Genomic DNA, 24,535 nt, shown 5'->3' on the forward strand with positions numbered 1-24,535 from the left:
TATATTGATGAATCCGTGAAATCTAAATCCATTAAAAAAGAAATAGAAACCTTTTTAATCGAGAAAAAAATTGGAAAAATTGTGGATGTTGCCACAGAGGCAAAATTAATTATTGCTGAAGAAAAAAATAGTATTTCTATTCTAACAGTTAGTGGCCAAGACACCAAAATTATAAGTAACGAATCTATTTTTACTCAACCACAAAAAGATGGCAAATATGATTATAAAGGCATCACAAATACCTTATTCAATTATGCACAAGGATCGTATTTAAAGGACCTCAATCTTAAGAATTATGATTACGAATTTGAATTTCGATTATTACCTGGAAAATATAACGCAGAAATTGATGAAATAGAACTTTTAGAAGAAAGCGCTTTCATTGACGAAGCGGGCAAATTTAAAGTAAATACCGAAGATGACTTGGTATTCCTTGAGGTTACAAACAAAAGTGATAAACCGCTATACTTTAGCATTATAGAGATTAATTCTAAAGGTGAAATTGCCACATTTATGCCAAATGATGACTGCACGCTAAATGACAATGAAAGACGTATTATGCCTGGTAAAACTATGATATTTGAAAACTGTTATTTTCAATTTGGTGATCCATATGAAACACTAATTCTTAAGGGATTTGCAACACCAAAACCAATAAATTTTAAATCAACCGTACAATCTAGAGGCGAAAAAGGAGGTACTCGTGGTGCTGGTGAAAGCAACCCATTAGAAGATTTTGTTGGTGAAACCTACACGCAAACCAGAGGCAAAAAGGCAACTGCCAGAACTAAAGGTGGTAAAATTGATGGCTATAGTACAGAGTTTGTATATGAGATTGTAAGAGCTAAAAATTAGGCTTAACTTTATGAATAAGGTCATTCCTATATTTTTCTTTTTTTTTCATGCAGCCGTAATGGCACAAGACACACCTGCTCCCTCTTATAATTCTTATGGTTTAAAAGTTTTTTTTGATAATAGTTTCAATGACGAAAACTTAAAGAGCGAAGTCGTAAATTATATTTACGATAAAGGTTTGGGGTCTATTCTCTTAGATTCAGATTTTAGTCATATCAATCTCTCATTTGATGGTACAAATTACAATATTGAAAAATCTTCAGAAAATAAAGTTGTGTATAGAATAGACAATTCTAATCCTAGTAAAACAGCCGCGCTATTAAAAGAAAAACTATTTCAATATGCTTATGGGTTTTATATCAATAATCTTAATCTGAAAAACAACAATTATAGCTTTAGCTTCCGAATAAAACCAGTCGATAAGAACAATAAAGAGCTTTCTTTAAGCAATTATTCAAAAATAAACGGAAATTTAGACTTTAACACTAATGATTCGGCAGCAATATTAGAGGTCACAAATTTGTCAGACAATCCTATTTATTTCAGTATTATTGAAATCAATAGCAAGGGCGAATTATCTGGGTTTGTCCCAAATATTGGATGTACTCTTTTTGGTGACGAAAGAAGAATTGAACCTAGGCAAACCACTTCCTTTGAGGCATGTAAATTTAAGTTTGCACCACCATATGAGACATTAACACTTAAGGGTTTTGCATCACCAGAACCTATTAATTTTAACCCTATTATTAGGAACGAAAACAACAGTTCTTTAGAGTACATAAAGGATTTTTATACAGAAATGTTTACTTATGAGTTTCAATATAATATTGTTGACAATAACGGTAATATGCCATATCAGACACCTGTTGAAACCTACAAACCTAAATCCTCTATTGAGCTAGAACTTTTACTTAGCGATTTAGAGTTATTAGAACAATCTAATGGTAAGCGTAATGAAGAATATTTAGAAAAGCTAAATGAAATCTCTGAGCTTCATTTGGCTTTAGGTAATATAGATGAGGCTCAAACTTATGCCACAACACATAATAAACTAGCAAAACAGACAATACAAGAGCCAAAATCTTCACAGCATTCACATGATAAAGAAAAAAGAAAAGCAGCGCGGAGTGCTAAACGCCTAGCGATGATGAATGACACTGAAAAAATTGATTTTCTAACAAAAGAAAACAAACTACAATTAACTGAAATCAGCTACCTAAAAAATCGAATTAAAGAACTAAAAAAAGAACTCGAAACTTTAAAAAATTCTACGAATTCTACCAATATTATGCGCGGTGTTATTCCGAAAGAAAAAAAACGTGATATCGTTTCAGAATATACCTATAGAGCATTAATTATCGCTGAACAAAACTATGAGGACGAGAAGATTGACGACCTTAAATTTCCAATTGAAGATGCTACCGCTCTAAAAAAAATATTAGTCAATAACTATGCGTTTAAAAATGAAAATATAACATTCTTAAAAGACCCTACACGCAAAGATATTTTTAAAGCATTAGAAAACTTATTTCAGATAAGTTCTGAGAAAGATCATTTGCTGATTTTTTATGCAGGTCATGGTGTTTACGATGCTGATTTTAAAAGAGGTTATTGGTTACCATCAGACGCAGAAATAAGCAGCAAAAGTTCTTGGATGTCTAACTTAGATATAAAAGATTACATCTCAAATATTAAGACCAAGCATACCTTACTTATTAGTGATGCTTGCTTTAGTGGTTCTATTTTTGAATACAACAGAGATATTAATACAAATACAACCTCCAAAGCTTTTGAAAAACTTCTAAAAAAGAATGCACGCAATGCCATGACAAGTGGTTTAGACAAACCTGTACCAGATGAAAGTGTATTTATCAAATACTTAATAAAATCATTAAAAGAAAACAAAAGTATCCATTTAAAGGCGAGTGATTTATTTAAAACCATACAAGAGGTCGTTCTCAATAATACGGAGAATATTCCACAGTATGGCGTTATACGCAATGCCAACCATGAAGGTGGAGAATTTATTTTTTTTAAACAAAGAGAATAGAGAATGACGTTTAGGAGTTTTATAATAACAGATACGTTTTGTACGTATTAAATAGTAACCAATGAAAAACACCTTACTCTCAATTCTTGTTTTATCTTTTTTCTATTGTCCCGCTCAAAACTTTAAACTCGGATTACCAAATGGATATACATCTTACATTTTAACTTCAAGAACGGTGCACAATAATAAATTACTAATTACAGCCTCTAATGATGGCACAGTAGTTGTTTGGGATATAAAAACACAGCGTTTACTCCACCTTTTATACCATTTTTATCATAAGGGAAGGGATGCTTCTTATGACCTAAGGTTTGATTTACGCTCTAGTAACAAAAAATAATCGCTTGGGAAAAGGCACATCTTATAAAGAGTTACAGGATATTGATACTAGAAAACCAGATTTTCAAATAGAAAAAGATTATAACTATAAATATGATTATTAATCAAAAAATAAGATCGTTTAAAATACCACATATATGAAAAAAATATTACACACATTCTTAGGCATTTGCTTTTCAATATTGGCATTTTCGCAGAGTTCTGAAGATTACAATGACTGGCAAACACACTTTCAAAATGGTACTAATTACTACAATAATCAAGATTTAAACCAGGCTGCCAATGCCTTCAAAAATGCCTTTAATTTAGCAGAGAAAATTTTTGAGGTAGCATCTAATGAGTTTATGTCAACAGCATACTCTTATGCTATCATTTTAGTGCAATTAGAAGAAAATGACCTGGCCCAGAAACCAATGGAAAAAGCCATTATTAGCATAAAAGCCTTATACGGTGAAACTAATGAACAATATGCTAGCGCACTCACCATTTTGGCTAATATTTATATTGCCAAAAAAGAATACAAACGTGCTGAAGCAAAATATATAGAGTCTAACAATTTACTTAAAACTGTATATGGCGAAGACCACATGATGTATGGTATTGGACTTACAAATTTGGCAGGTTTATATGGAGAGACTGGTAACTATAAAAAAGCGTTTAACATTCTAAATGAAGGATTAGAAATTTTAAATAAAGATCCATATTTTGATAAAACAGCCTATAATAATTTGAGGTACAATAACCTTCCTAGCATATATCAAGGCTTAGGAAGACTTGAGGATGCACTGGAAATCGAAAAAGAAAGTTTGGAGTACATTAAAAAAAATTATGGCGCATTTAACTCAAATTACGCCAATATTCTAACAAGTATAGGTGGTATAAATGTTAATCTCGGGTATTTTAATAAGGCAGAAAAAGCCTTATTAGAAGCAGCAGATATTTTTGAAGAACTCAATGACCGTACAAATGACAAAGCTCTTGGAAATACCTATATGTTTTTGACGGCTTGTTTTACGGAAACTTCAGACTATAAAAAAGCATTTTACTATGCGAGTAAGGGGGTTGAGCTCATAGAATTAGATGAAACTAAGCCAAAAGTTAGTTCAATACAATACTATGAGATCTTGAGTAACCTGAGTTGGAAACTTCAAAACTACGAGCAAGTGAAAACTTACCTAGACATTGCAATACAGCTCACCAAAACTTCCGCAGGAGACAACGCACCAACACTTCCAGTCTTAATGTCAAAACTAAGTATGTGTTATCTCAATATGGATAAAATAGAACAAGCAGAAAACCTTGCAAACCTAGCGTTTAATAAGGCAAAGGCTTTAAACCTAACTATAAAAGACAATAGCTACAGAGAATGTTTAGATAATCTTAGTGCAATTCTTGTTGAACAAAAAAAATATAAACAGGCCATTAAAAATATAGAAAGTACACTTAATGAAGAAGACAAAAACTATCCTAATTATTGGCACAAGCAGATAGATCTAGCCAATGTGTATCTTATGGATAATCAATGTAAAAAAGCTTCCATTCTTTTGGATGCAGCCATCACAAAAATAAAGACATTCTATGGGACAGATAATCCAGATTATATTGATGCACTTAATAGCTTAATAATTGCTCAAAAGTGCGAAAAACAATATGGAAAGGTCATTAAAAATGTGAAGCAAGCGAATGATTTGACGAAGAAACAACTTGTAAAACAATTTAGTTTCAGCACTAATGATTTAAAACGCATATTTCTTAATGAGATTGAAGCATCATTTAATATTTATGAATCCCTCAATTTTGACAATCCACAAGAAGAACTTACCACAATTAACCTTGAAAACAAATACATTTTAAAAGGTTTATTATTAGATCAAGCAAAGAACGTTACCAAAAAACTAAAAGCACTTAATGAACCTGACATTAGTACTCTTATCAATGATTATATTGACAATAAACAGTTTTTACAAAGTATTGAAGACAAAAACAATGAGAAGTTTTTTGAAATTAAAGAAGAATTAAATAAGACTGTTTATCAATCCGAAATTGAACTAGTTCAATTGTATAATGACCGCTTTAAAGACCCCATTAATTTTGAAAAAAAATGGTCCAAGGTTAGAGACCAATTAAAACCAGAGGACGTTGCCATTGAATTTTCGAGATTTAATTATATCACGCATGAGGCAACGGACAGCACCTATTACGTCGCATACATTATTAAAAAGGATTACAATCAGCCAAAAGTTATTTCACTCTTTGAGGAATCAACATTGCAAAAACTCTTTTCAAATTCTTCAAATCCAAAAGAACTTTATAATACTAGAGGATCTAAAGCAAGGTCAACGAGTCAGACGTCAAAAACTTCAGAGCTCTATCAACTGATCTGGAAACCCATAGAATCAGAATTAGATAATATTGCAAATGTATATTTTGCACCAACAGGCTTGTTACATAATGTCTCATTTTCATCTATTAAAAACAATGATGATTTTTTAATAAACAAGTATAACCTAGTTCAATTAAGCAGTACCTACGAGATAACTTCTAACCTCAATAATCCTAAACCAGACGATATTTTATTAGTTGGAGGTATTACCTATGATTATGAAATAAAGGAAGAAGCTATTAGTAAAAAAGTACAAGAACCGCAGTCTGTAGATTTAACAGAACTGAATAGATCGAAAAAAAATAATACGTGGAGTTATTTGCCTGGCACTCTAAGTGAAGTAAATAGTATAGATACCTTGTTACTCAATAAACGTGTTACCGCAAATAAATTGACAGGCACAAATGCTAATGAATCGTATTTTAAAAGTTTAAGCGGAAAAAGTCCTAAAGTATTACATATTGCTACACATGGATTTTTCTTTGAAAACAATGATGAAAAAGTGTCACTGCTAAAATCTAAGACTCGTATTAAATATAAAACAGACTACAACCCCTTAAATAGAACAGGCTTATTGTTTAGTGGTGCAAATTATGCTTGGACAAATGGTAGTAATCCACCAAACGAAAAAGAAAACGGAATCATTACGGCAGAAGAAATATCCACTTTAGACTTTTCTGAAACTGATATTGTGGTGCTTTCCGCTTGTGAAACTGGATTAGGTGATATTGACGGTAGCGAGGGCGTCTACGGCTTGCAACGGGCCTTTAAAATGGCTGGTGTAAATATGTTAATGATGAGCCTTTGGGAAGTACCTGATAAAGAAACTGCTGAGTTTATGACCTCATTTTACAGGAATTGGCTAGGTGGACAAAATATTAGAAAAGCCTTTAGAAATACCCAAATAGAAATGTCAGACAAGTATAAAGACAATCCTGAAAAATGGGCCGCTTTTGTGTTGATTGAGTAATAATTTAGAAAAGTTGTAATTTGGTAGAATCATGAAACAAATTATACGATATATTTTACTGGTTATGGCTGCTTTGAGTTATGCTCAAGAGGGCTCACGTGGATCTAAACCAAATGCTATTAGTAAAACATCTAATGGTACAAAGCGTGCTATTGTGATTGGAGTTTCCAATTATAATGCCGATGACTTAAAATTAAAATATGCTGATAATGATGCTGCGCTTTTTAAAAATTATCTAACCGATATTGAAGATCTAGAAGACAATAATATCAGTCTGCTCATCAATAAAGATGCTGTGGCTCTAAACATTGTTCAAGAATTAAAAAAGCAGTTTAAAATTGCAAAAGATGGTGATGTTTTATACATCTATTTTGCTGGTCATGGTGATGTAGTTGAAGATTTTGGTGAAAAGGAAGGCTTTTTACTTGCAGCAGATGCGAATGCCAATCAAGAGTATTATTCTGGTGGTGTAGTACCCTTGGCGCTACTCAATAAAGCTATTAATAACCTCACTTTAAAAGGTGTTAATGTAGTTCTCATTTTAGATGCCTGCCGATCTGGCTTTGTGTTTGAAAAAGGTACACAAAAAAATATGGGCACCATACAGGCCATGTTTGAGAATTCTACCAAAATACTGAGTTGTGGTGCAGATGAATTATCTTATGAAAGCTCAGATTTAAAGCATGGGTATTTTACCTATTATTTAGTCAAAGGATTATCTGGCTTAGCAGATGACAATGCAGATAAAAATATCATTTACAGAGAACTTGATGATTATCTATATGACAACGTAAATACTACCGTTGTAAAAAAACACAAGAAAAGTCAAACACCTATTCTGCGTACAAAAAATGATAGAGCTATAATGAAAGTTGTATCTAACGATGCAACAATTATCAACTTTGAAGACATTGCTTCTACAATTGAAAACACTAAACAACTTGCTGCTAGAGGAATTGCAAAAACAGATTTAAAAAACAAATCAAACGGTGAAACTATTTCGAGATTTAATGCTGCAATACAACGCAATTCCTACTATGGCAAATCATCAAGTGCATATGAAATATATAAATCTGTTTTAAACGACAACACGGTTTCTGAAGGTATTAAAAGTAAAATGCAAAGCATTTTATTAAAAACTTTATCTAATGAAGCCCAAACTTTAATAAATCTATACATTGAAGGTTCTACCTATTTACCTCCGAGTAAAGAATTTGTTCGACAATCTAAACATCTCGATATCTGCTTAGAGTTAATGGGTGAAGATAATTTCCTATACAATCGAGTTAAAGCAAGTCAAATGCTTTTAGAGGCTTACGCTATTATAAGAAGCAACAATCACTTGAAATTTGAAACAGCTAAGCGTAAACTAAAATCGGCATTGCAATTAGAACCAAGAGCTGCATACATTCACAATGCTCTAGGTTTAGTTTATAACAACCAAAAAAGATACGATAGCGCTTTTTATCACTTTAATAAAGCAAAAGGGTTAATAAACACATGGCAAAGTCCAGATATTAACATTAGTGATAATTTCATCGACCAGTACAAGTACGATGACGCCACAGTACATCTTAACAATTCATTGGGTAAAGACGGAAATAACACCAATTTAAAACTTGGTGACATAAACATGTTGCAAGGCAAGTACCAACTTGCTGAAACCTATTATAAAAAAGCATTAAAAGCAAATCCTAACAACGCTTTAGCTCAACAAAAAATGAGTGAATTGCAAGCCTTAAAAGGTAATCATAAAACTTCTTTAGAATGGTATAACAAAGCCATTAAAGCAGATTCTACTAACACTATATCCTCAAAAGGATTATTAAATTATATCAAACTTAACAACATTGAAGATGAGCAAGCTGAGAAACTATTACTAAATGCCATAGATAGCAATCCTGAAAGTTCATTTACCTATTCTGAATATGCAGCCTTTATAAGTTCAAAATATAAACGATTAACCCGCTTAAGGCTGGCGGATTCGCTATTCGATAAAGCTATTCGTTTAAATCCTTACAATATTGAAGCTTATTCAGGAAAGGCTTGGTTAAAATCTCAGATTAGGAAACCTCTCGAAGCTACAAACACTTTTGAAACATGCATTGCTGCCAATCCCAATAATTCTGACGCTTATCTCTTTTATGGCAACTATTTAGAACAAAAATCTAATAAACTAAAAGAAGCTGAAGCGCAGTATAAGAAGGCTATTGAAAAAAACAATCAGTCTATTGCTGCTTATAGCCCTTTAGTGAAGCTATATAACCGACAAAATGACACGCAAAAATCCATTGATCTACTGCAAACTGCAATTAATATTCAACCTGAAGCACCAGATTTTTACAATCTTTTAGGACAAACCTATTTTGAAACCAAGGCTTATGACAAAGCTATCGATGCTTTTGAAAAAGCGGTTACTATTGATACCTCTTTTGTAAAAAGCAATAAGAATTTAGGTTTTAGCCAGATTGAAACCAATCAAACCGAAAAAGCTGTATCTAATTTAATTAGTGCTTCGAAAAACTCAGTTAACACCAATACAACTAACGAAATTGTTAAATATTTACATACGGTAGCAAAAGATAAAAGTAAGTTTGGCACACCAGAAGAAGTCACAAAACTTTACAAACTCGCATACGATATTGACAGTAAGGGTAATACCGCTTTTATTTATGCTAATTACTTATATCTAAATAATAATCCTGAAGAAGCATTAAATGTTGCTTTACCAAGTATAAGCAAAGCTAATTCCAAATCGCTTAATGCAGATTTATTACGTGTTTTAACAAAAGCTAGTATTGACCTCAACAATACTGAAAATGCGGATTACTACTATAACTATTTAACTAAAATTGATAAAACCACGGATTACTTATTGGCTTCAGTATATCTACAATTTAAAGGTAATATTCCTAAAAGTGAGACCATGCGTAGAAAAGTGAACCAAACCCTTTTTAGGTCTAATAAGCTTAAAACATTGTATAGTCAAACTACTATAGAGAGGTATATTTTGAATTAATAGTTCATTAAAAGATTTCGACTGCTTTGCAGTGTGCCCTCAATCAAAATATATTTTGATTTCAGACGATGCTCAACCTGACAAGATTTTTATATAATCTTTAGTCTAAAACCCAATCCCATTCAAGGTTTTCTGCTCTAGATGTTGGTCTTTGCTTGTTGTTGGTTAACTCTTTCACCTTTTCATAAACGTAATCTTTTAACTTAGAAATAGGAATGCCTTGTTCACCTTTCCAGGTGTCATAACTTAAATCGTATAATGCATTTAAAAAACTATACGTAAACACTCCGTTTTCCCATTCATCATTTTCATAAGCAAACTCAGATCCACCAGCCGCAGATATTACATAAGCGCCGTTTCCTCTGTTAATATCAAAAAACAGAGATTGCATGAGTTTAAATGATGCTTCATTCTTAGCCGTTTTACTTTTAGCCTTGCTTCCTTTTGCTCCTTCAGGAATATGGGTTATAACTCTTGTATTTAAGCCTTTATTGTTATTGGTTGCATCTAGTTCACCACTATGACATGCATCTAACAACAATAATTTTCTTCTCGCAGGTATATCTGTAAGTAAATCTTGAATCTCTGAATAAGAGATCCCTTTTGCTTCAGGATTTTCAAAGTCCATATCGTGTGCAGCAAAATAAAAATCCTTATCGCTACCGATAAGTCCATGACCAGAAAATGATACAATTACAGTATCATCTATATCTGATAATAATGTATAGGTTGTCTTTTCTGTACTTTTAAAAATATCACCCAAAAACTCTGTTTCGTCCAAAATTGCAATGGTACGCTGCTTATCTTTATTGAGTTGCGACAAATAGGCTACAACCGCTATCAACGCAACCATAATCAATGGACTCAAGAACGTCATGATTATAAATGATTTATTTTTAACCTTTGTTAAATATTCACGCTTTATGATTAATGATAAATGATTCATACCTAGTTATTTTTTACAGTTTGAATGAATATATCATTCGCTGAAGGAATGACTTCAACAAAATGGTGTACCTCTGCCTTAGCCGTTAAAAACGACAGTAAATCATTAGATGATGTTTTTTTATCAATCTTGATATTTAATTTAATATCATCATTCAAATTTTTAAACGTTGCTGGAAAAACTTCAAACTTATTCTTTATTTCAGTCAAAACAGCATTAGCATTTGAAGACTGTAAACCAACTTCAAAAGTATTTGTTTTAAAGTCTCGTTTGATATCATTGAGCTTACCATCTAAAATCTTATTAGATTTATGAAGTAATGCAATATGATCACATAACTCTTCGACAGACTCCATACGATGCGTTGAAAATATAACGGTAGCCCCTTCATCTCTCAATTGTAATATCTCATCTTTAATTAAATTTGCATTAATGGGATCGAAACCTGAAAATGGTTCATCGAAAATTAACAACTTAGGCCTGTGAAGCACTGTAACAACGAACTGAATCTTTTGCGCTTGACCTTTACTTAACTCTTGAATTTTCTTATTCCACCAATCTCCAATCTCAAGTTTTTCAAACCAATACTTAAGTCGCGCTTTAGCCTCTGATTTAGACATGCCTTTTAACTGTGCCAGATACAATGCTTGTTCTCCTACCTTCATTGATTTATAAAGTCCTCGCTCTTCTGGTAAATAACCAATATCTCTGATATGCTCTGGTTTTAAAACTTGACCATCTAATTCGACATGGCCATCGTCAGGCACAGTAATTTGATTAATAATCCGAATAAGTGTCGTTTTCCCTGCACCATTTGGGCCTAGTAAACCGAAGATACTACCCTTAGGAACGGCAATAGAAACTTCATTTAGTGCTTTGAAATCTCCAAAATTTTTAGAGACAGAATTAGCAACTAATAAGTCATTCATAAATTCAGTGGTTTTGAAAATTGGTTAGTGCGTAAAGATATTAAATGTAATACATTTTAACACATAAATACGAATGAATAAGCACTATTAAATTGCTGTTAAAAGAATGGAAACCCTTAAAAACAAAACCCACCCTTATGGTTAGATAAGGATGGGAAAAAATTGCTATGAAAAAGAAAAATTACCGCTAATTAGCATTAGCGATAATTCAAAGATAGTATTTTTTATGAAACAGAGCCTTCTTATGAAAACATATCTTTCACTTTTTCAAAAAAAGATTTGTCTGTACTTTCAGGTTTTGGCTCAAAATGTTCATCATCTCGCATATCTTCAAAGAACTCTTTTTGCTTTTTACTTAAAGTCTTTGGTGTCCAAACATTTACATGTACAAGAAGATCACCTTTACCATAACCATTAATACTAGGAATTCCTTTACCGCGTAACCTTAATATCTTACCAGATTGCACACCTGCTTCGATTTTAATTCGTACTTTTCCAGTAACAGTATCTATCTCTTTAGACGTACCCAAAACAGCATCTGGAAGACTTACATACATATCATAATGTAAGTTATCGCCTTCACGCTTTAAAGATGGATGCTCTTCTTCTGAAATAACTACTAAGAGATCACCCGCAATCCCATTTCCTGGCGCATCATTTCCTTTGCCAGTTACCTTAAGTTGCATACCATCTACGACACCGGCAGGAATTTTTACTGACACAGTTTCTTCAGCTACTTTTAACCCTTGTGCGTCAGCATCAGAAGATTTACTATCTATTACCTGACCAGAACCACCGCAGGTCTGACAAGTAGTAGCCGTTTGCATACGACCTAAAATGGTATTTGTTACTCTTGTCACTTGACCAGACCCATTACAAGTGCCACAGGTTTTGTAAGTTGTTCCTTCGGCTTGGATCTTACGTTTGACTTTTATTTTCTTTTCAACTCCGTTAGCGACCTCATCTAAAGATAGCTTCACTCGTATTCTAAGGTTACTACCTTTAACCATACGACGTCCGCCTCCGCCAAAACCACTAAATCCACCTCCAAAGGCACCACCAAAAATATCTCCGAATTGGCTGAATATGTCGTCCATATTCATACCACCACCGCCAAATCCTCCACCTTCAAAGGCTTGATGACCGAATTGATCGTAGCGCTCCTTTTTATCTGGATTACTTAGAACCTCATAGGCTTCAGCTGCTTTTTTAAACTTTTCCTCTGCCTCTTTATCATCAGGATTCTTATCCGGATGGTATTTTAAAGCCATTTTTCTGTAGGCTTTTTTAATCTCAGATTCAGAAGCTCCCTTGCTTACACCTAATACTTCGTAAAAATCTTCTTTCATATGTTTGATCCCTTTAAAAGGGAATTTTTATTTAATAATTGACTATGTAAATTATAGACTACTCTATAATTAAGCTTGTCCAATAACAACTTTAGGAAATCGAATGACCTTATCACCAAGTTTATAGCCGCGCTCAACCACATCAATGATTTTTCCTTTGAGATCATCGCTTGGAGCAGGTATTTGAGTTACTGCTTCATGATCATCCGCATTAAATGCATCCCCTCTATTGATCTCAATCTTAGAAAGCCCTTTTTGTTCTAACGTATTTAAAAGCTTGTTATAGATAAGTAGCACTCCTTTTCTTAACTCTTCCGCCTCTTGATCCTCCTCAATATGCATCAAGGCGCGTTCAAAATCATCTAAAATCGGAAGCATGGCAATCATAACCCCTTCACTGGCAGTTTTAAATAATTCAATGCGCTCTTTATTTGTTCGCTTTTTATAATTCTCAAATTCAGCAAACAAACGCATAAACTTATCTTTCTCTGCTGCTAACTGATCTTGAAGTTGCTCCTCAGGTGTTTTGACTTCATTTTGTTCTTCAGCTTCTGCTGGTGCTGTAGAGGTTTCTTCTACGTGCTGCGCTTCTGCGTCTTTATTTTTATCTTTTTTACTCATCTTGAGTTTTTGTATTTATTCTTCGATTTAGAGGGCAAAAGTACTGCCATTATGATTAAAATGTCAAAATGTCATTAACATTTTTTTATATTTTCCTAGGAAAATATATTCTTATATTTGCAATTCAAAACAATAAATATCATATTAACATGAAAACATCATTTTTTAAAATTTTTGCATTAATTGCCATTGTTGCTTTCTCAAGTTGTAAAGAAAAAGCTGACGAAGCAGAGACCTCTGCTGCTGAAGAAGCTGCTGTAGCAGAAGCAACAGCTGTAATATATAAAGCCGTAACAGATAAATCTACCATTGAGTGGAAAGGATTTAAACCAACTGGATCTCATAATGGAACTATTGCTATAGCTAATGGAGCTATCAGTGTAAATGACGGAAATATCGAAAGTGGAAAGTTTGTAATTGATATGGCAAGTATCGCCGTTACAGATATTCCTGTTGAAGATGAAGGTAATGCTAGTTTAAAAGGACACTTAACAAGTGCTGACTTTTTTGACGTTGCAACGTATCCTCAAGCAACTTTTGAAGTAACTGGATTAAAAACAATAAACGGTCAAGCTGTGCTTTCTGGAAACCTTACTTTAAAAGATGCGACTAACAATATTAGTTTTCCTGTGAGTACAAATATGGAAGGAAACACCATGATCTTAAAGAGTGAAACGTTCACAATTGATCGTTCTAAATGGAACGTAAAGTATGGTTCTAAATCATTCTTTGACAATTTAGGTGACAAGTTTATTAACGATGACATTGAATTAACAATTAATCTTATTGCAGAAAAAGCATAAGCATTACAATACGCTAAAATCAAAAAGCACTTACATTGCTGTAAGTGCTTTTCTTCTCCATAGCAATTTTATCACTAAAATTGCATTCGCCATCAATCAATCAGACTCCAACCAAAATATGGATTAATGGCTTGTATAGTTTTACTAATTACTAATAAAACTAAATCTATTTAGGCATTACCACCGTGTCAATTACGTGGATTACTCCATTACTTCCTTTAACATCTGTCGCTGTAATCTCACTATAATTTCCTGCTTGGTCCTTTAACCAAATTTTTCCGTCTTTTTGCATTACCGTCAACTTTTGACCAGCTAATGTTTCTACTTCAACTTTTCCTTTTCCCTTCTTCAATGCAGCAACTACATCGTTAGCCATTAAATTACCTGCTACTACGTGATACGTTAATATTTTAGTTAATGTTTCTTTGTTTTCCGGCTTTAGTAAGTTGTTAAGAGTTGTCGCATCAATCTTTGCAAAAGCACTATTTGTTGGAGCAAATACTGTAAATGGTCCATCACCTTGTAAAGCACCTACCAAATCAGCTGCTTTTAATGCTGCTACTAATGTTGAGAAATCTTCATTTCCTACTGCTGCGTCTACAATTGTTTTTTGAGCTGAGGCCACCTGAGTGAATGCTAACGCGACTACTGTTGTTAATACCAATACTAACTTTTTCATGATTTTTTTAAATTTTGGTTAAACTAAATTGTGCACTTATTTCTTTTTTGAAGTGCTTTCAATTATATTTACACAGGCTTTGGGCTGCCAGATGAGCACAACCCAATATTTGGGAAATCTTTAACATTAATGCAAAACGAAAACGCACTTATCCAACAACTTCAAAATAAAGAGGAACGTGCGCTATCCTTTCTTTACGATAAATATGCTGGGGCCATTTATAGTGTCATTCTAAAAATGACGCGAGATGAAGGTATTGCACAAAATTTACTTCAGGATACCTTTATGTCTGTTTGGGAAAAAGCCAATAGTTATGACAATAGCAAGGGACGTTTTTACACCTGGATATTTCGTATTGCCAGGAACAAAACGTTAAATTTTTTAAGAAAAAATGATCCGCTCATCCAAACCGATGATTTTAGTGTATATGATAGTAAAGAAGCTACTATTAGTAAAGATGCTGATTTCTTAGAATTGAATGGGGCTATAACATCATTAGAAGCACATCACAAGCAAGCTATTGAATTGGTTTACTTCAAAGGATTAACGCACAAGGAAGCACACCAAGAAATGGATGTGCCACTGGGTACGTTCAAGTCCTATGTGCGCCAGGCTTTAAAACAATTGAGAACGGCTTACACTAAATCAATAAGTGTAGTATTACTAATATTTAATGTGCTGTGATGATGGATAAGAAAATGATATTAGACGATGGACTTTTAGAACAATTTTTGTTAGGTGAACTTGATGCCGATGAAAATCTGCAAATTGAGCAACTTTTAGTTTCTGATGCCGAACTCAAAGCACATTATTCGCATTTAGAACAAGACTTTGAACGACTTGGACTTGATAATGCCATTACTCCGCCTGATTTTGTCAAGGCTCAACTTTTAAAGAAAATAACAGACAACATAAAACAAACTAAAGAAGTTACGTTAGAATCCAATAGAAATTCAAATTGGTTTCTCGGAATAGCAGCAAGTATTGCCTTATTGTTGTTTGCTGGAAGTGCATGGATGTATAATCAACTAAATAGTTTTAAACAGAAATTAGAGATAGTTGAAAACGAAAAACTAGAGTTGGATAATAAAATTAATACTCTGAATAAGCAACTCAACAATGAATTGGCACTATTGACTACCATCACCCATCCTGATACAGAACAGTATATATTAAAAGGTAATACTTTAATGCCCGAAGGTAAAGTCATTAGTTATGTAAACCACGAAACAAAATCTGTTATTGTGAATACAGAACGATTACCAGAGTTAGATGAAGCTCATGATTATCAAATGTGGGCTGATGTTGAGGGCGAAATGATCAATATGGGAGTCATATCTAAAGGCTCTATTCTTGCGGTCATGAGCTATATAGAGCACGCTGAGTCTTTAAATATTACCATCGAACCTCTTGGTGGTAGTGATCATCCTACGGTTGAACGCTTGGTAACCAACGTTTACCTCAATTAACGGAATTAAACATCTTCTAATACTGATCTGAGATTTGTAAACCTAGAATCATAGGGTTTGATTTCATTTTAGTACATTCGTGTAGTATCATGTTGACACCATATTATGAAAAAATTAGCGATTGTTATTACATCATTAATAATTTTCACACAGTCCAATGCTCAAAAACCAAGAGCAAGAGATTTAGGAATTCCATTTGTCGGAACACCTGGTGAATTTAATGCTATAACCGATGTTAAAGGTGTTGAAGTAGGCTACAGTACTATTATTTCTGGAGATGGAGACAATGAAGTCGGCAAAGGTCCTGTGCGAACTGGTGTCACAGCAATTTTTCCGAGAGGAAAGGCCAAAAAATTTAGCCCAGTATATGCTAATTGGTATAGTCTTAATGGTAATGGTGAAATGACAGGTACGACATGGATTACTGAGTCTGGTTTTTTAGAAACCCCAATAATGATTACTAATACCAATAGTGTTGGTGTGGTAAGAGATGCAGTATTAAAATGGTATGTTGATACAGATTGGTATAAAGGAGAAGATTGGTGGTATACTTATCCCGTTGTTGCGGAAACCTATGACGGCTTTTTAAATGATATTTATGGATTTCATGTTAAAGAAGTACATGTTTTAGAAGCCATTGAAGATGCAAAAAGCGGCAAAATTGAAGAAGGAAACGTTGGTGGTGGTACTGGTATGATGTGTTTGGGTTACAAAGGTGGTACAGGCACCTCATCAAGGGTTATTAAGGTAAAAGATTCGACATATACTGTTGCTGCTCTTGTACAATCTAACTTTGGAGCAAAGCGGAACTTATCGATTGCTGGTGTACCTGTTGGGCTAGAATTAAAAGATAACCAAGGTATAGAGTATAAAGGACCTCCTCAATCTAGACGACAAGAAGGCGACGGATCAATTATTGTAGTTGTAGCTACAGATGCTCCTTTGTTACCACATCAATTAAAACGGGTTGCACAGAGAATTCCTCTGGGGGTTGGTATTGTTGGTGGTCGCGGGAGTAATGGCTCTGGTGATATTTTTATAGCCTTTTCTACTGCCAATGAGCAAGCCTTTAATCGTGATGAAACTGTAACTGTAACTTCATTACCAAATGACCAGACATTTCCACTATTTGAAGCTGCTGTTCAGGTAGTTGAAGAAGCGATTATCAATGCCATGATTGCAGCTAAGGATATGAAAGGCATAAATGGCAATAAAGCTTATGCCATCCCTCATGATTTACTAATTAAAGCCATGAAAAAATACAATAGGCTAAAAGATAAGTAACTACAATAATAAATCCTCTAAAGCCGGTCTGAGATTTGCAAATCTAAAATCAAACCCTTTATTCTCGATTTTCTGGGAGCTTACACGTTGGCTTTCAAACAATAACATACACATCTCACCAAGCATTAGTTTCATCATAAACTTTGGAATATTAGGTAATAGGAGTGGACGCTGTAAAACACTTGCTGCTACTCTTGTCAATTCCTCGTTAGTCACAGCATTTGGTGCAACGCCGTTATAAACTCCTACTAACTGATACTTCAAAGTATACATCAATAAACTAGCTAAATCCTGAACATGTATCCAACTTTGCCATTGTTTACCTGAGCCCATTGCTGCACCTGCTCCTAACTTTATTGGTTTAATCAATTCTGGTAATGCTCCACCTTTCTTAGCAAGCACTAAACCAATTCTAATTTTAGCAACTTTACATCCAAGTTCTTCAAAACCATCTACAGCTGTTTCCCACTGCTCAACTACCTGACCTAAAAATGAGTTAGACTTTTTGCTGTAGTTCTCATCATAATAATTAGTGAGACTAGTTGGATAAATACCTATGGCACTTGCAGAAACTACATAATCAATTTTATAATTATGTACTTTAATCGTGTCTTGTAACAATTTAGCCGTCTGAGTTCTACTATTTAGTACTTCTTTTTTATAAGCATCTGTCCAACGTTTAGAAATTGATGCTCCTACGAGATTAATGATTGCAGAAACACCTTCAAAACAAGCATGATCTATTTCTTTTTGGTACGGATTCCAGTAGAATCCTCGGTACCCAGCTTGTGTACTTAATTTGGACTTTGAAGTCGTTAAAAAATGAACCTTATGTCCATTAGCATGACATTGCTTTACAATTTCCTTACCTATAAGTCCCGTCGCACCTGTAATTAAAATAGTCATTGCTTAACTTGTTTCTGCAAAGATACGACATGGTGTCAGCGGCAATAAGGATTTTAATTTGGATTTAACGTTTGGTTGCCCTGAGCATTTCTCGTTTACCAGGAGGTCCAGGCAATCGTTCCACAATAAAACCAACGGCTTGCATTGCTCGTCTTACACTACCTTTTGCAGAATAAGTAACTAATACGCTATTAGACCTCATGGCCTTATACATAATCTCAAAAATAGATTCTGTCCATAACTCAGGTTGTACTCGTGCACCAAAAGCATCGAAATAAATGATATCAAATTCTTCATCTGAATTGATATCTTTAAAAAACTTTTCTTGCTTTTCGAGTTTAAAATCAGAAGTAATACTTTGAGATGTTTCCCAGACAGTCTCATGCAACTTTTCAAACTGAAATTTATCCTTTTTAGAAATTAATTCTGCATAGTTAAGTTGATGAATCTCCTCCTTCGTAACAGGATAGGCGTCTACACCAACATAATCGATTTTATAATTAAGCTCCTTTGCCTTAAGTAAAGTAAGAAAAGTATTAAGTCCTGTTCCAAAACCAATTTCAAGAATTCGAATTGTAGATGTCTTGTACAAGGACTCTATGAAAAAAATTAAACCATGTTTTATAAAAACATGATTTGCTTCTTGTATTGCACCATGTACAGAATGGTATTGTTCATTCCAATCTTCAATATGAATGGTCTTAGAGCCATCTGATGTAGAGATGATTTTTCTTTTCATTCAATAATAGAGCGGTTCCTAAAACCTCTCGTTTACATTGTACTTATTAATGGATAAGTAATTTTTTAATCTTAGGAATTGGACCTGTACATTCTGTTTTATGACAGGCCAAACAATTATTGATAGCGTTATTGTAACGTTCTTTTAAATTTATATCTGACAAGGTATCCGCAATCATCTGTTGGGATTCAATAAATACATTGACAAAACTATTCCAAGTAGTGGTTCTTGAATGCCCATTACTCATTTCGGCTGCGTATAAGGTCATAAGATCCAAGGGCATAGAAACCGGTTGTTGCCCTGCTGTAATTTGTTCTTTCAATTGTAAGTTATAGGCATACATAACATTCATAAAATTGGCCATTTCCGAAGGCTGATACATGATCAATTCTTGTTTTGACCTTTCCTCAGTTTCCTCTAATCTTGGTTTATCATTGCAACTTAAACAAACCAATACCAATAGGATCATTTTATAATACCTACTGCTTAAGTAATACACCATCGGCTTCAAACTTATATTCAAGCTTAGTATCTGTAATAGCTGCAATTTCTTCTGCAGACTTTCCCGCATCTTCAGCATAATGTCTTAGCTCATCTACAGAGGTTTCTGTAATAAAAGCCTTACCATTTACAACAACCTCTCCTTCAGCATTAAGCGGCATAAAAAATCCATAGTCTTTAAAACGAACCATTACTTGTTCATCTCCGCCCATATCCAATTTCATCCAACATCCTTTCTTAGAACAAACATCTACAATAGTTCCTCTCATTTTGGCATTAACAGTATCTCCAGACTTAAGTTGCTTATAATGCTCTAACATACGATCTGATGATAACGCATCAGCATCCGAAATTTCCATTCCAAAAGATGCATAGGCAATTTCCGGTTGTTTTTGCTCTTGATTTCCTTCTGTGGTTTGCTTCTCATTCTTGCATGAAAATAACACCAGTCCAACGGCTAATAAGTAAACTATTCGCTTCATTTTTATAGTATTTTCTAAATTGATTTAAAGTTGTACAAAGTTAAGGATTTTAAGACAATATTACCTTTTTTTAACGCTTTCGGTTTTGTATTTTTACGGTGAAATAAACCGATTGTTTAATGGCAGATTTAAACACAATTACAATAGATATTACAAAAGCCGACCATTCTAAAATTGGCAATGTAGATTTTGATAATTTAAGCTTTGGTCAGGTCTTTACTGACCATATGTTTGTATGTGACTTTGAAGATGGTACATGGCAGAATCCTAGGATTACACCATATCAATCCATTTCTTTAGAACCATCTGCTAAGATATTTCACTATGGCCAATCCATTTTTGAAGGTATGAAAGCCTATAAAGATGGTAATGATAATGTGTTTTTGTTTAGACCAATTGACAATTTCAATAGGTTAAATATATCTGCAAAGCGATTGGCAATGCCAGAGCTTCCAGAAGCTATTTTTATGGATGGCTTAAAAGAGCTTCTAAAATTAGAAAAGGACTGGATTCCGAATTCTGAAGGTAGTTCTTTATACATAAGACCATTTATGTTAGCTAGTGGTGAAGGATTTCATGCATCTCCAGCAGACACCTATAAGTTTGTTATTGCCTTTGCACCGTCAGGAGCCTACTTTTCTGGTAAGGTGAAAGTTTTAATAGAAGAAAAATATTCTCGTTCGGCCAATGGCGGAGTGGGATTTGCCAAAGCTGGTGGAAATTATGCAGGACAGTTTTATCCAACACAATTAGCTAAAGATAAAGGTTACCAGCAAGTAATCTGGACAGACGATAATTCGCACGAATTCATAGAAGAAGCTGGTGCCATGAATATCTTTGTGCGTATTAACGATACACTTTTAACGGTGCCAACGAGCGATAGAATACTCGACGGTATTACAAGAAAAAGTATTTTGACCATTGCAGAAGCTGAAGGCATACAAACTGAGGTGCGTAAAATTAAAGTCTCAGAACTCATTGAAGCTTCAGAAAATGGTAGTTTAAAAGAAATTTTTGGAGCAGGAACTGCGGCCGTTGTTTCACCAATATCTGGTTTTGGATTTAAAGGTCAGGATTATGATCTACCAGAAATCGAAAACACTTTTGGAGCACATCTCAAAAAACGTATTACTGATATTCAAACCAACAAATCAAACGATCCTTTTGGCTGGAGAATTAAGGTATGCTAAATCAAGAGCTTAGCGCTCTAAAATTTCGGCAATATTTGGTTTAAAGTAGTGTGGTCCTTTTAAAACCTTACCATCTTCTCGGTAAATCGGTTCACCGTCCTCACCAAGCTTACTCATGTTGCTGCGCTGTATTTCTTCAAAGACTTCTTCAATCTTATACTGCAAGCCATGTTCAATTATGGTACCACACAATATATAGAGTAAGTCACCCAAGGCATCAGCCACTTCCACCAAATCATTAGTATTTGCAGCTTCAAGATACTCTTCATTTTCCTCGCGCATTAATTTATAACGAAGCATATTCTTTTCCATTCCAAGATCGGCTTTAGGAGTTTCTCTATGTCCTATTTTGAAAGCTGTGTGGAATGCCTTTACCGCATTTATTTTGTCTTGCATTAGTGTTTCTTTAATTAGTTGTTAAGTCGTATTTTTGTATAAAAATAAGCTAATGTTTTCTACAGGTCAATTGATTTTTGGACTTTTATTTTTTATTGTTTTCGTCATTGCCGTTGCATCTCAATATCGAAAGGATAAAAAAATTCATAAAGCGCACTACAAAGGTTCAATTTGGATTTTGATTGCCTTTATTAGCTTCATAGCTCTGATCGTGGCAGTCAAGTTTCTACTGTCTTAATTTGGCCTTTAAAATTTTAACAACACTAATAAAGGAGTTTGCGTTTGTTGATTGTTTTATTCACAAAAGCTATAATGACATTTCTCTACGCGATAGTAATTCTGGTAATTATTAATGCCCTGCTCATGATTTTTAGTATGAATAAAAATGATGAAAATTCATAATCTAAAATTGTTTTTATCCATTCAAACTGTTACAAAAATTGACTTTGACATTGACTATTTAAAAAAAGAAACATCTCAAACATTTGAACACAAAAAAGGCGGTCTAATTAGACCGCCTTTTTATTTTAAATTGAAATACTTTTAATTAACAACAGGTAAAAAACTGTACGATTTACTGTAAGCTAACATCTGCTCTGGAAAACCAACTGGTTGCGTTACCTTAATTACTGTTATTTCACCTTCATCGTTCATCTCTGGTACTAATACTGGGTTAACAAAACCACTGTAAGGGGCCGATGTAAATTGCTTATTACGCTCTAGAACCTCAGCATGGATATCTTGATCCACTTTAACTCCATAACCTTCTACTAAAGCTTCGCAAGCTACAAAATCGCCTTCCGACTTAATGCGTTGAGTTTCTCTTAAAAGTTGACCAAAGAGCTCATGAAGCTTATCATAATCATTAATGTTGTAATAGGTCTTACCATCTCTACTCACTTTTTCAATAACATTATCGGCTTTACCTTGTTCGAACACCCAAGCACTTACCCATTGACGGTTACGCATATGAGCCTCTTCAACATCATCCCCTAAATTTAATCTTATCAATTGAGTCATTAGACCATTTCTAATGTAACCGTCGTAAGCTGCTTTCCCAACTTTTTGCCAATCCTCAACTAATCCTAATTCTTGAAGTTTAGAATCATATAAATAATATAGCCCTACTAAATCCGCACGACCCTCTTCTAATGTTGAGGCATAATTCTTTAAAGTTTCCTTAGTCTCACCTACTCCTGGATTTAATTGACCAGAAGCATGACCAATAACTTCATGTAATGCTGTATGAAGCTTGTCTGCCAACTTTCCGTACTTTTCTTCTAACTCAAACTCTTCGTCATCATTGACAAATTCTTTTAAACGACCACTTCCGCCAGCATTATTGTATGCATTTATAATATTACCAAGTGAAACAGATTTACTTCCTACTTCCTTTCTTATCCAGTTAGCATTCGGTAAGTTTACACCAATTGGTGTGCTTGGAGATGCATCACCAGCCTCACCTGCAACTGTAACTACTTTATAAGTTACACCAACTACACTGTCTTTTTTGTGCTCATCCATTAATGGGGAATTATCTTCAAACCATTGCGCATTATCTGATAAAACTTTCATTTTTTGAGACATGTCAAAATCATTGATTTGAACGATAGTTTCGTAAGATCCTCTGTACCCTAATGGGTCATTATAAACTTCAATAAAACTATTAATATAGTCCACATTACCATCTGTAGCTGCAGTCCATGCTACGTTATAATCATCCCAAATTTGTAAATCACCTGTTTTATAATATTGAATTAAGAGTCCTATGGCATCGCCTTGAGCTTTATTCTCTGCAACTCCTTGTGCTTTTTCTAGCCATTTAACAATCTCATCAATGGCAGAACCGTAAAGTCCACCAGACTTATATACACGTTCTTTTAAAACACCATCTTCTTTTACCAACTGCGAATTAAGTCCAAAAGATAATGGTCTGTCTGGGTTTTGAGATGTTTTCGCAGCATAGAATTGCTCTACATCAGCATTGGTAACATCAGGACCATAAAAATTTACAGCGGATAATAAAACGTTATCAATTCCTTTCCCTTGATTTACCTTTTTAACATCTTTATCATTAAAAATAACATCAAAAGCTTCACCATCTAATTTGGTGTCAGTAGCAAGGAACAATTCATTTAAATAATCTTTAGAAAACTCTGGTTTTAATTTGTCATTTGAATAATGATGATGAATACCATTACTGAACCAAACACGTTTAAGATAAACGTCAAAAGCCTTCCAATCGTCAGATGATTTATCACCATCGTAACTCGTGTACACTTGCTCCAGCGCTTTTCTTATTTTTAAATTATGTCGGTAATTTTGATCCCACATAATGTCTCTACCTGCTAAACCAGCTTCTGTTAAATAATATACTAGTTTTTGCTCATTAAGACTTAGATTCTCCCAACCAGGAATTTGATATCTTAGGATTTTGATATCAGCAAATTGTTCGACATTAAAATCGAATTGGGACACCTTGCTTTCAAGCGTATCATCCTGGACAGTTTCCTTGCCATCATCTTTACAAGACATCGCCAAAACGGCAATAAGGCAAATGTTTAATATTGATTTTAGATTCATAAATTAGTTATTTTGTGTTGTCTACAAATGTAATATTAATAC

The 24,535-nt window shown here is 33.9% G+C and carries 20 protein-coding genes and 1 pseudogene; 10 read left to right on the forward strand and 11 right to left on the reverse strand.

Features of this window, described 5'->3' with window-relative positions; translation table 11 throughout:
- From HRU49_RS00880 to HRU49_RS00900, 5 genes and pseudogenes are all read left to right on the forward strand, one after another.
- Positions 1 to 855: pseudogene (locus HRU49_RS00880) on the forward strand (caspase family protein); the annotation flags it as partial.
- A gap of 10 nt (positions 856 to 865) precedes the next feature.
- Positions 866 to 2,905, forward strand: a complete 2,040-nt coding sequence (locus HRU49_RS00885) for a caspase family protein (RefSeq protein WP_296353182.1) — start codon at positions 866 to 868, stop codon at positions 2,903 to 2,905.
- 61 nt (positions 2,906 to 2,966) lie between these two features.
- Complete coding sequence (locus HRU49_RS00890) at positions 2,967 to 3,245, forward strand: hypothetical protein (protein WP_296353184.1); 279 nt, start codon at positions 2,967 to 2,969, stop codon at positions 3,243 to 3,245.
- Between the two features lie 136 nt (positions 3,246 to 3,381).
- Positions 3,382 to 6,597 (forward strand): CHAT domain-containing protein, encoded by a 3,216-nt coding sequence (locus tag HRU49_RS00895; RefSeq protein WP_296353187.1) that lies wholly within the window; start codon positions 3,382 to 3,384, stop codon positions 6,595 to 6,597.
- Between the two features lie 31 nt (positions 6,598 to 6,628).
- Complete coding sequence (locus tag HRU49_RS00900; RefSeq protein WP_296353189.1) at positions 6,629 to 9,616, forward strand: tetratricopeptide repeat protein; 2,988 nt, start codon at positions 6,629 to 6,631, stop codon at positions 9,614 to 9,616.
- A 100-nt stretch (positions 9,617 to 9,716) separates the two neighbouring features.
- Here the strand turns inward: HRU49_RS00900 and HRU49_RS00905 are convergent, their stop codons facing one another.
- The 4 genes from HRU49_RS00905 to HRU49_RS00920 all read right to left on the reverse strand — a co-directional run bounded on the left by HRU49_RS00905 (position 9,717) and on the right by HRU49_RS00920 (position 13,461).
- Positions 9,717 to 10,562 carry a caspase family protein gene (locus HRU49_RS00905; RefSeq protein WP_296353192.1) on the reverse strand — a complete coding sequence of 282 codons (846 nt, stop codon included), beginning with the start codon at positions 10,560 to 10,562 and terminating at the stop codon, positions 9,717 to 9,719.
- A 2-nt stretch (positions 10,563 to 10,564) separates the two neighbouring features.
- Positions 10,565 to 11,491, reverse strand: coding sequence for an ABC transporter ATP-binding protein (locus HRU49_RS00910; protein WP_296353194.1), 927 nt, complete (start codon positions 11,489 to 11,491; stop codon positions 10,565 to 10,567).
- A gap of 242 nt (positions 11,492 to 11,733) precedes the next feature.
- Complete coding sequence (gene dnaJ / locus HRU49_RS00915) at positions 11,734 to 12,840, reverse strand: molecular chaperone DnaJ (RefSeq protein WP_296353195.1); 1,107 nt, start codon at positions 12,838 to 12,840, stop codon at positions 11,734 to 11,736.
- A gap of 69 nt (positions 12,841 to 12,909) precedes the next feature.
- Positions 12,910 to 13,461, reverse strand: a complete 552-nt coding sequence (locus HRU49_RS00920; protein ID WP_296353197.1) for a nucleotide exchange factor GrpE — start codon at positions 13,459 to 13,461, stop codon at positions 12,910 to 12,912.
- A gap of 149 nt (positions 13,462 to 13,610) precedes the next feature.
- Between HRU49_RS00920 and HRU49_RS00925 the strand changes: the two genes are divergently transcribed.
- Positions 13,611 to 14,264: a YceI family protein gene (locus tag HRU49_RS00925; RefSeq protein WP_296353199.1), complete on the forward strand. Its 654-nt coding sequence runs from the start codon at positions 13,611 to 13,613 to the stop codon at positions 14,262 to 14,264.
- A gap of 166 nt (positions 14,265 to 14,430) precedes the next feature.
- On the opposite strand, the gene HRU49_RS00930 is transcribed toward HRU49_RS00925, so the two are convergent.
- Positions 14,431 to 14,943 (reverse strand): fasciclin domain-containing protein, encoded by a 513-nt coding sequence (locus HRU49_RS00930; RefSeq protein WP_296353201.1) that lies wholly within the window; start codon positions 14,941 to 14,943, stop codon positions 14,431 to 14,433.
- Between the two features lie 129 nt (positions 14,944 to 15,072).
- Here HRU49_RS00930 and HRU49_RS00935 point away from each other — a divergent pair, with 129 nt between their 5' ends.
- The 3 genes from HRU49_RS00935 (at position 15,073) to HRU49_RS00945 (ending at position 17,696) form a co-directional block, all read left to right on the forward strand.
- Entirely contained in the window at positions 15,073 to 15,627 is a 555-nt protein-coding gene (locus HRU49_RS00935; RefSeq protein WP_296353203.1) for a sigma-70 family RNA polymerase sigma factor, read from the forward strand.
- Positions 15,627 to 16,412 (forward strand): anti-sigma factor, encoded by a 786-nt coding sequence (locus HRU49_RS00940; protein WP_296353205.1) that lies wholly within the window; start codon positions 15,627 to 15,629, stop codon positions 16,410 to 16,412. Before HRU49_RS00935 ends, HRU49_RS00940 begins: the two co-directional genes overlap by 1 nt.
- A gap of 105 nt (positions 16,413 to 16,517) precedes the next feature.
- Complete coding sequence (locus tag HRU49_RS00945; RefSeq protein WP_296353207.1) at positions 16,518 to 17,696, forward strand: P1 family peptidase; 1,179 nt, start codon at positions 16,518 to 16,520, stop codon at positions 17,694 to 17,696.
- Here HRU49_RS00945 and HRU49_RS00950 read toward each other — a convergent pair whose 3' ends face one another.
- From HRU49_RS00950 to HRU49_RS00965, 4 genes are all read right to left on the reverse strand, one after another.
- On the reverse strand, positions 17,697 to 18,602 hold the full coding sequence (locus HRU49_RS00950; RefSeq protein WP_296353209.1) for a TIGR01777 family oxidoreductase: 906 nt from the start codon (positions 18,600 to 18,602) through the stop codon (positions 17,697 to 17,699).
- 64 nt (positions 18,603 to 18,666) lie between these two features.
- A complete protein-coding gene (gene mnmD / locus HRU49_RS00955; RefSeq protein ID WP_296353211.1) occupies positions 18,667 to 19,341 on the reverse strand; it encodes a tRNA (5-methylaminomethyl-2-thiouridine)(34)-methyltransferase MnmD in 675 nt (224 codons plus the stop codon).
- A 46-nt stretch (positions 19,342 to 19,387) separates the two neighbouring features.
- The gene (locus HRU49_RS00960) at positions 19,388 to 19,723 is read right to left on the reverse strand and encodes a hypothetical protein (protein WP_296353213.1); all 336 of its coding nucleotides are present in this window, start codon (positions 19,721 to 19,723) and stop codon (positions 19,388 to 19,390) included.
- 97 nt (positions 19,724 to 19,820) lie between these two features.
- Positions 19,821 to 20,324 (reverse strand): DUF4920 domain-containing protein, encoded by a 504-nt coding sequence (locus HRU49_RS00965; protein ID WP_296353215.1) that lies wholly within the window; start codon positions 20,322 to 20,324, stop codon positions 19,821 to 19,823.
- 119 nt (positions 20,325 to 20,443) lie between these two features.
- Between HRU49_RS00965 and HRU49_RS00970 the strand changes: the two genes are divergently transcribed.
- Positions 20,444 to 21,514, forward strand: a complete 1,071-nt coding sequence (locus tag HRU49_RS00970; protein ID WP_296353218.1) for a branched-chain amino acid aminotransferase — start codon at positions 20,444 to 20,446, stop codon at positions 21,512 to 21,514.
- A gap of 9 nt (positions 21,515 to 21,523) precedes the next feature.
- Here the strand turns inward: HRU49_RS00970 and HRU49_RS00975 are convergent, their stop codons facing one another.
- Both HRU49_RS00975 and HRU49_RS00985 read right to left on the reverse strand, forming a co-directional pair.
- Positions 21,524 to 21,910, reverse strand: coding sequence for a nucleoside triphosphate pyrophosphohydrolase family protein (locus tag HRU49_RS00975; RefSeq protein WP_296353220.1), 387 nt, complete (start codon positions 21,908 to 21,910; stop codon positions 21,524 to 21,526).
- A 543-nt stretch (positions 21,911 to 22,453) separates the two neighbouring features.
- Positions 22,454 to 24,493, reverse strand: a complete 2,040-nt coding sequence (locus HRU49_RS00985) for a dihydrofolate reductase (protein ID WP_296353224.1) — start codon at positions 24,491 to 24,493, stop codon at positions 22,454 to 22,456.
- Between the last annotated feature and the right edge of the window lie 42 nt (positions 24,494 to 24,535).

This window comes from Winogradskyella sp. (assembly GCF_013213975.1).
Taxonomy (GTDB): Bacteria; Bacteroidota; Bacteroidia; order Flavobacteriales; family Flavobacteriaceae; genus Winogradskyella.

What these genes read in the sequence shown, in the direction of transcription:
- HRU49_RS00935 (WP_296353203.1), top strand. Translation starts at nt 15,073, where the DNA reads ATGCAAAACGAAAACGCACTTATCCAACAACTTCAAAATAAAGAGGAA.
- mnmD (WP_296353211.1), bottom strand. Translation starts at nt 19,341, where the DNA reads ATGAAAAGAAAAATCATCTCTACATCAGATGGCTCTAAGACCATTCAT.
- HRU49_RS00950 (WP_296353209.1), bottom strand. Translation starts at nt 18,602, where the DNA reads ATGACTATTTTAATTACAGGTGCGACGGGACTTATAGGTAAGGAAATT.
- HRU49_RS00985 (WP_296353224.1), bottom strand. Translation starts at nt 24,493, where the DNA reads ATGAATCTAAAATCAATATTAAACATTTGCCTTATTGCCGTTTTGGCG.
- HRU49_RS00945 (WP_296353207.1), top strand. Translation starts at nt 16,518, where the DNA reads ATGAAAAAATTAGCGATTGTTATTACATCATTAATAATTTTCACACAG.
- HRU49_RS00890 (WP_296353184.1), top strand. Translation starts at nt 2,967, where the DNA reads ATGAAAAACACCTTACTCTCAATTCTTGTTTTATCTTTTTTCTATTGT.
- HRU49_RS00940 (WP_296353205.1), top strand. Translation starts at nt 15,627, where the DNA reads ATGATGGATAAGAAAATGATATTAGACGATGGACTTTTAGAACAATTT.
- dnaJ (WP_296353195.1), bottom strand. Translation starts at nt 12,840, where the DNA reads ATGAAAGAAGATTTTTACGAAGTATTAGGTGTAAGCAAGGGAGCTTCT.
- HRU49_RS00900 (WP_296353189.1), top strand. Translation starts at nt 6,629, where the DNA reads ATGAAACAAATTATACGATATATTTTACTGGTTATGGCTGCTTTGAGT.
- HRU49_RS00920 (WP_296353197.1), bottom strand. Translation starts at nt 13,461, where the DNA reads ATGAGTAAAAAAGATAAAAATAAAGACGCAGAAGCGCAGCACGTAGAA.
- HRU49_RS00885 (WP_296353182.1), top strand. Translation starts at nt 866, where the DNA reads ATGAATAAGGTCATTCCTATATTTTTCTTTTTTTTTCATGCAGCCGTA.
- HRU49_RS00970 (WP_296353218.1), top strand. Translation starts at nt 20,444, where the DNA reads ATGGCAGATTTAAACACAATTACAATAGATATTACAAAAGCCGACCAT.
- HRU49_RS00905 (WP_296353192.1), bottom strand. Translation starts at nt 10,562, where the DNA reads ATGAATCATTTATCATTAATCATAAAGCGTGAATATTTAACAAAGGTT.
- HRU49_RS00965 (WP_296353215.1), bottom strand. Translation starts at nt 20,324, where the DNA reads ATGAAGCGAATAGTTTACTTATTAGCCGTTGGACTGGTGTTATTTTCA.
- HRU49_RS00925 (WP_296353199.1), top strand. Translation starts at nt 13,611, where the DNA reads ATGAAAACATCATTTTTTAAAATTTTTGCATTAATTGCCATTGTTGCT.
- HRU49_RS00930 (WP_296353201.1), bottom strand. Translation starts at nt 14,943, where the DNA reads ATGAAAAAGTTAGTATTGGTATTAACAACAGTAGTCGCGTTAGCATTC.
- HRU49_RS00975 (WP_296353220.1), bottom strand. Translation starts at nt 21,910, where the DNA reads ATGCAAGACAAAATAAATGCGGTAAAGGCATTCCACACAGCTTTCAAA.
- HRU49_RS00895 (WP_296353187.1), top strand. Translation starts at nt 3,382, where the DNA reads ATGAAAAAAATATTACACACATTCTTAGGCATTTGCTTTTCAATATTG.
- HRU49_RS00960 (WP_296353213.1), bottom strand. Translation starts at nt 19,723, where the DNA reads ATGTATCAGCCTTCGGAAATGGCCAATTTTATGAATGTTATGTATGCC.
- HRU49_RS00910 (WP_296353194.1), bottom strand. Translation starts at nt 11,491, where the DNA reads ATGAATGACTTATTAGTTGCTAATTCTGTCTCTAAAAATTTTGGAGAT.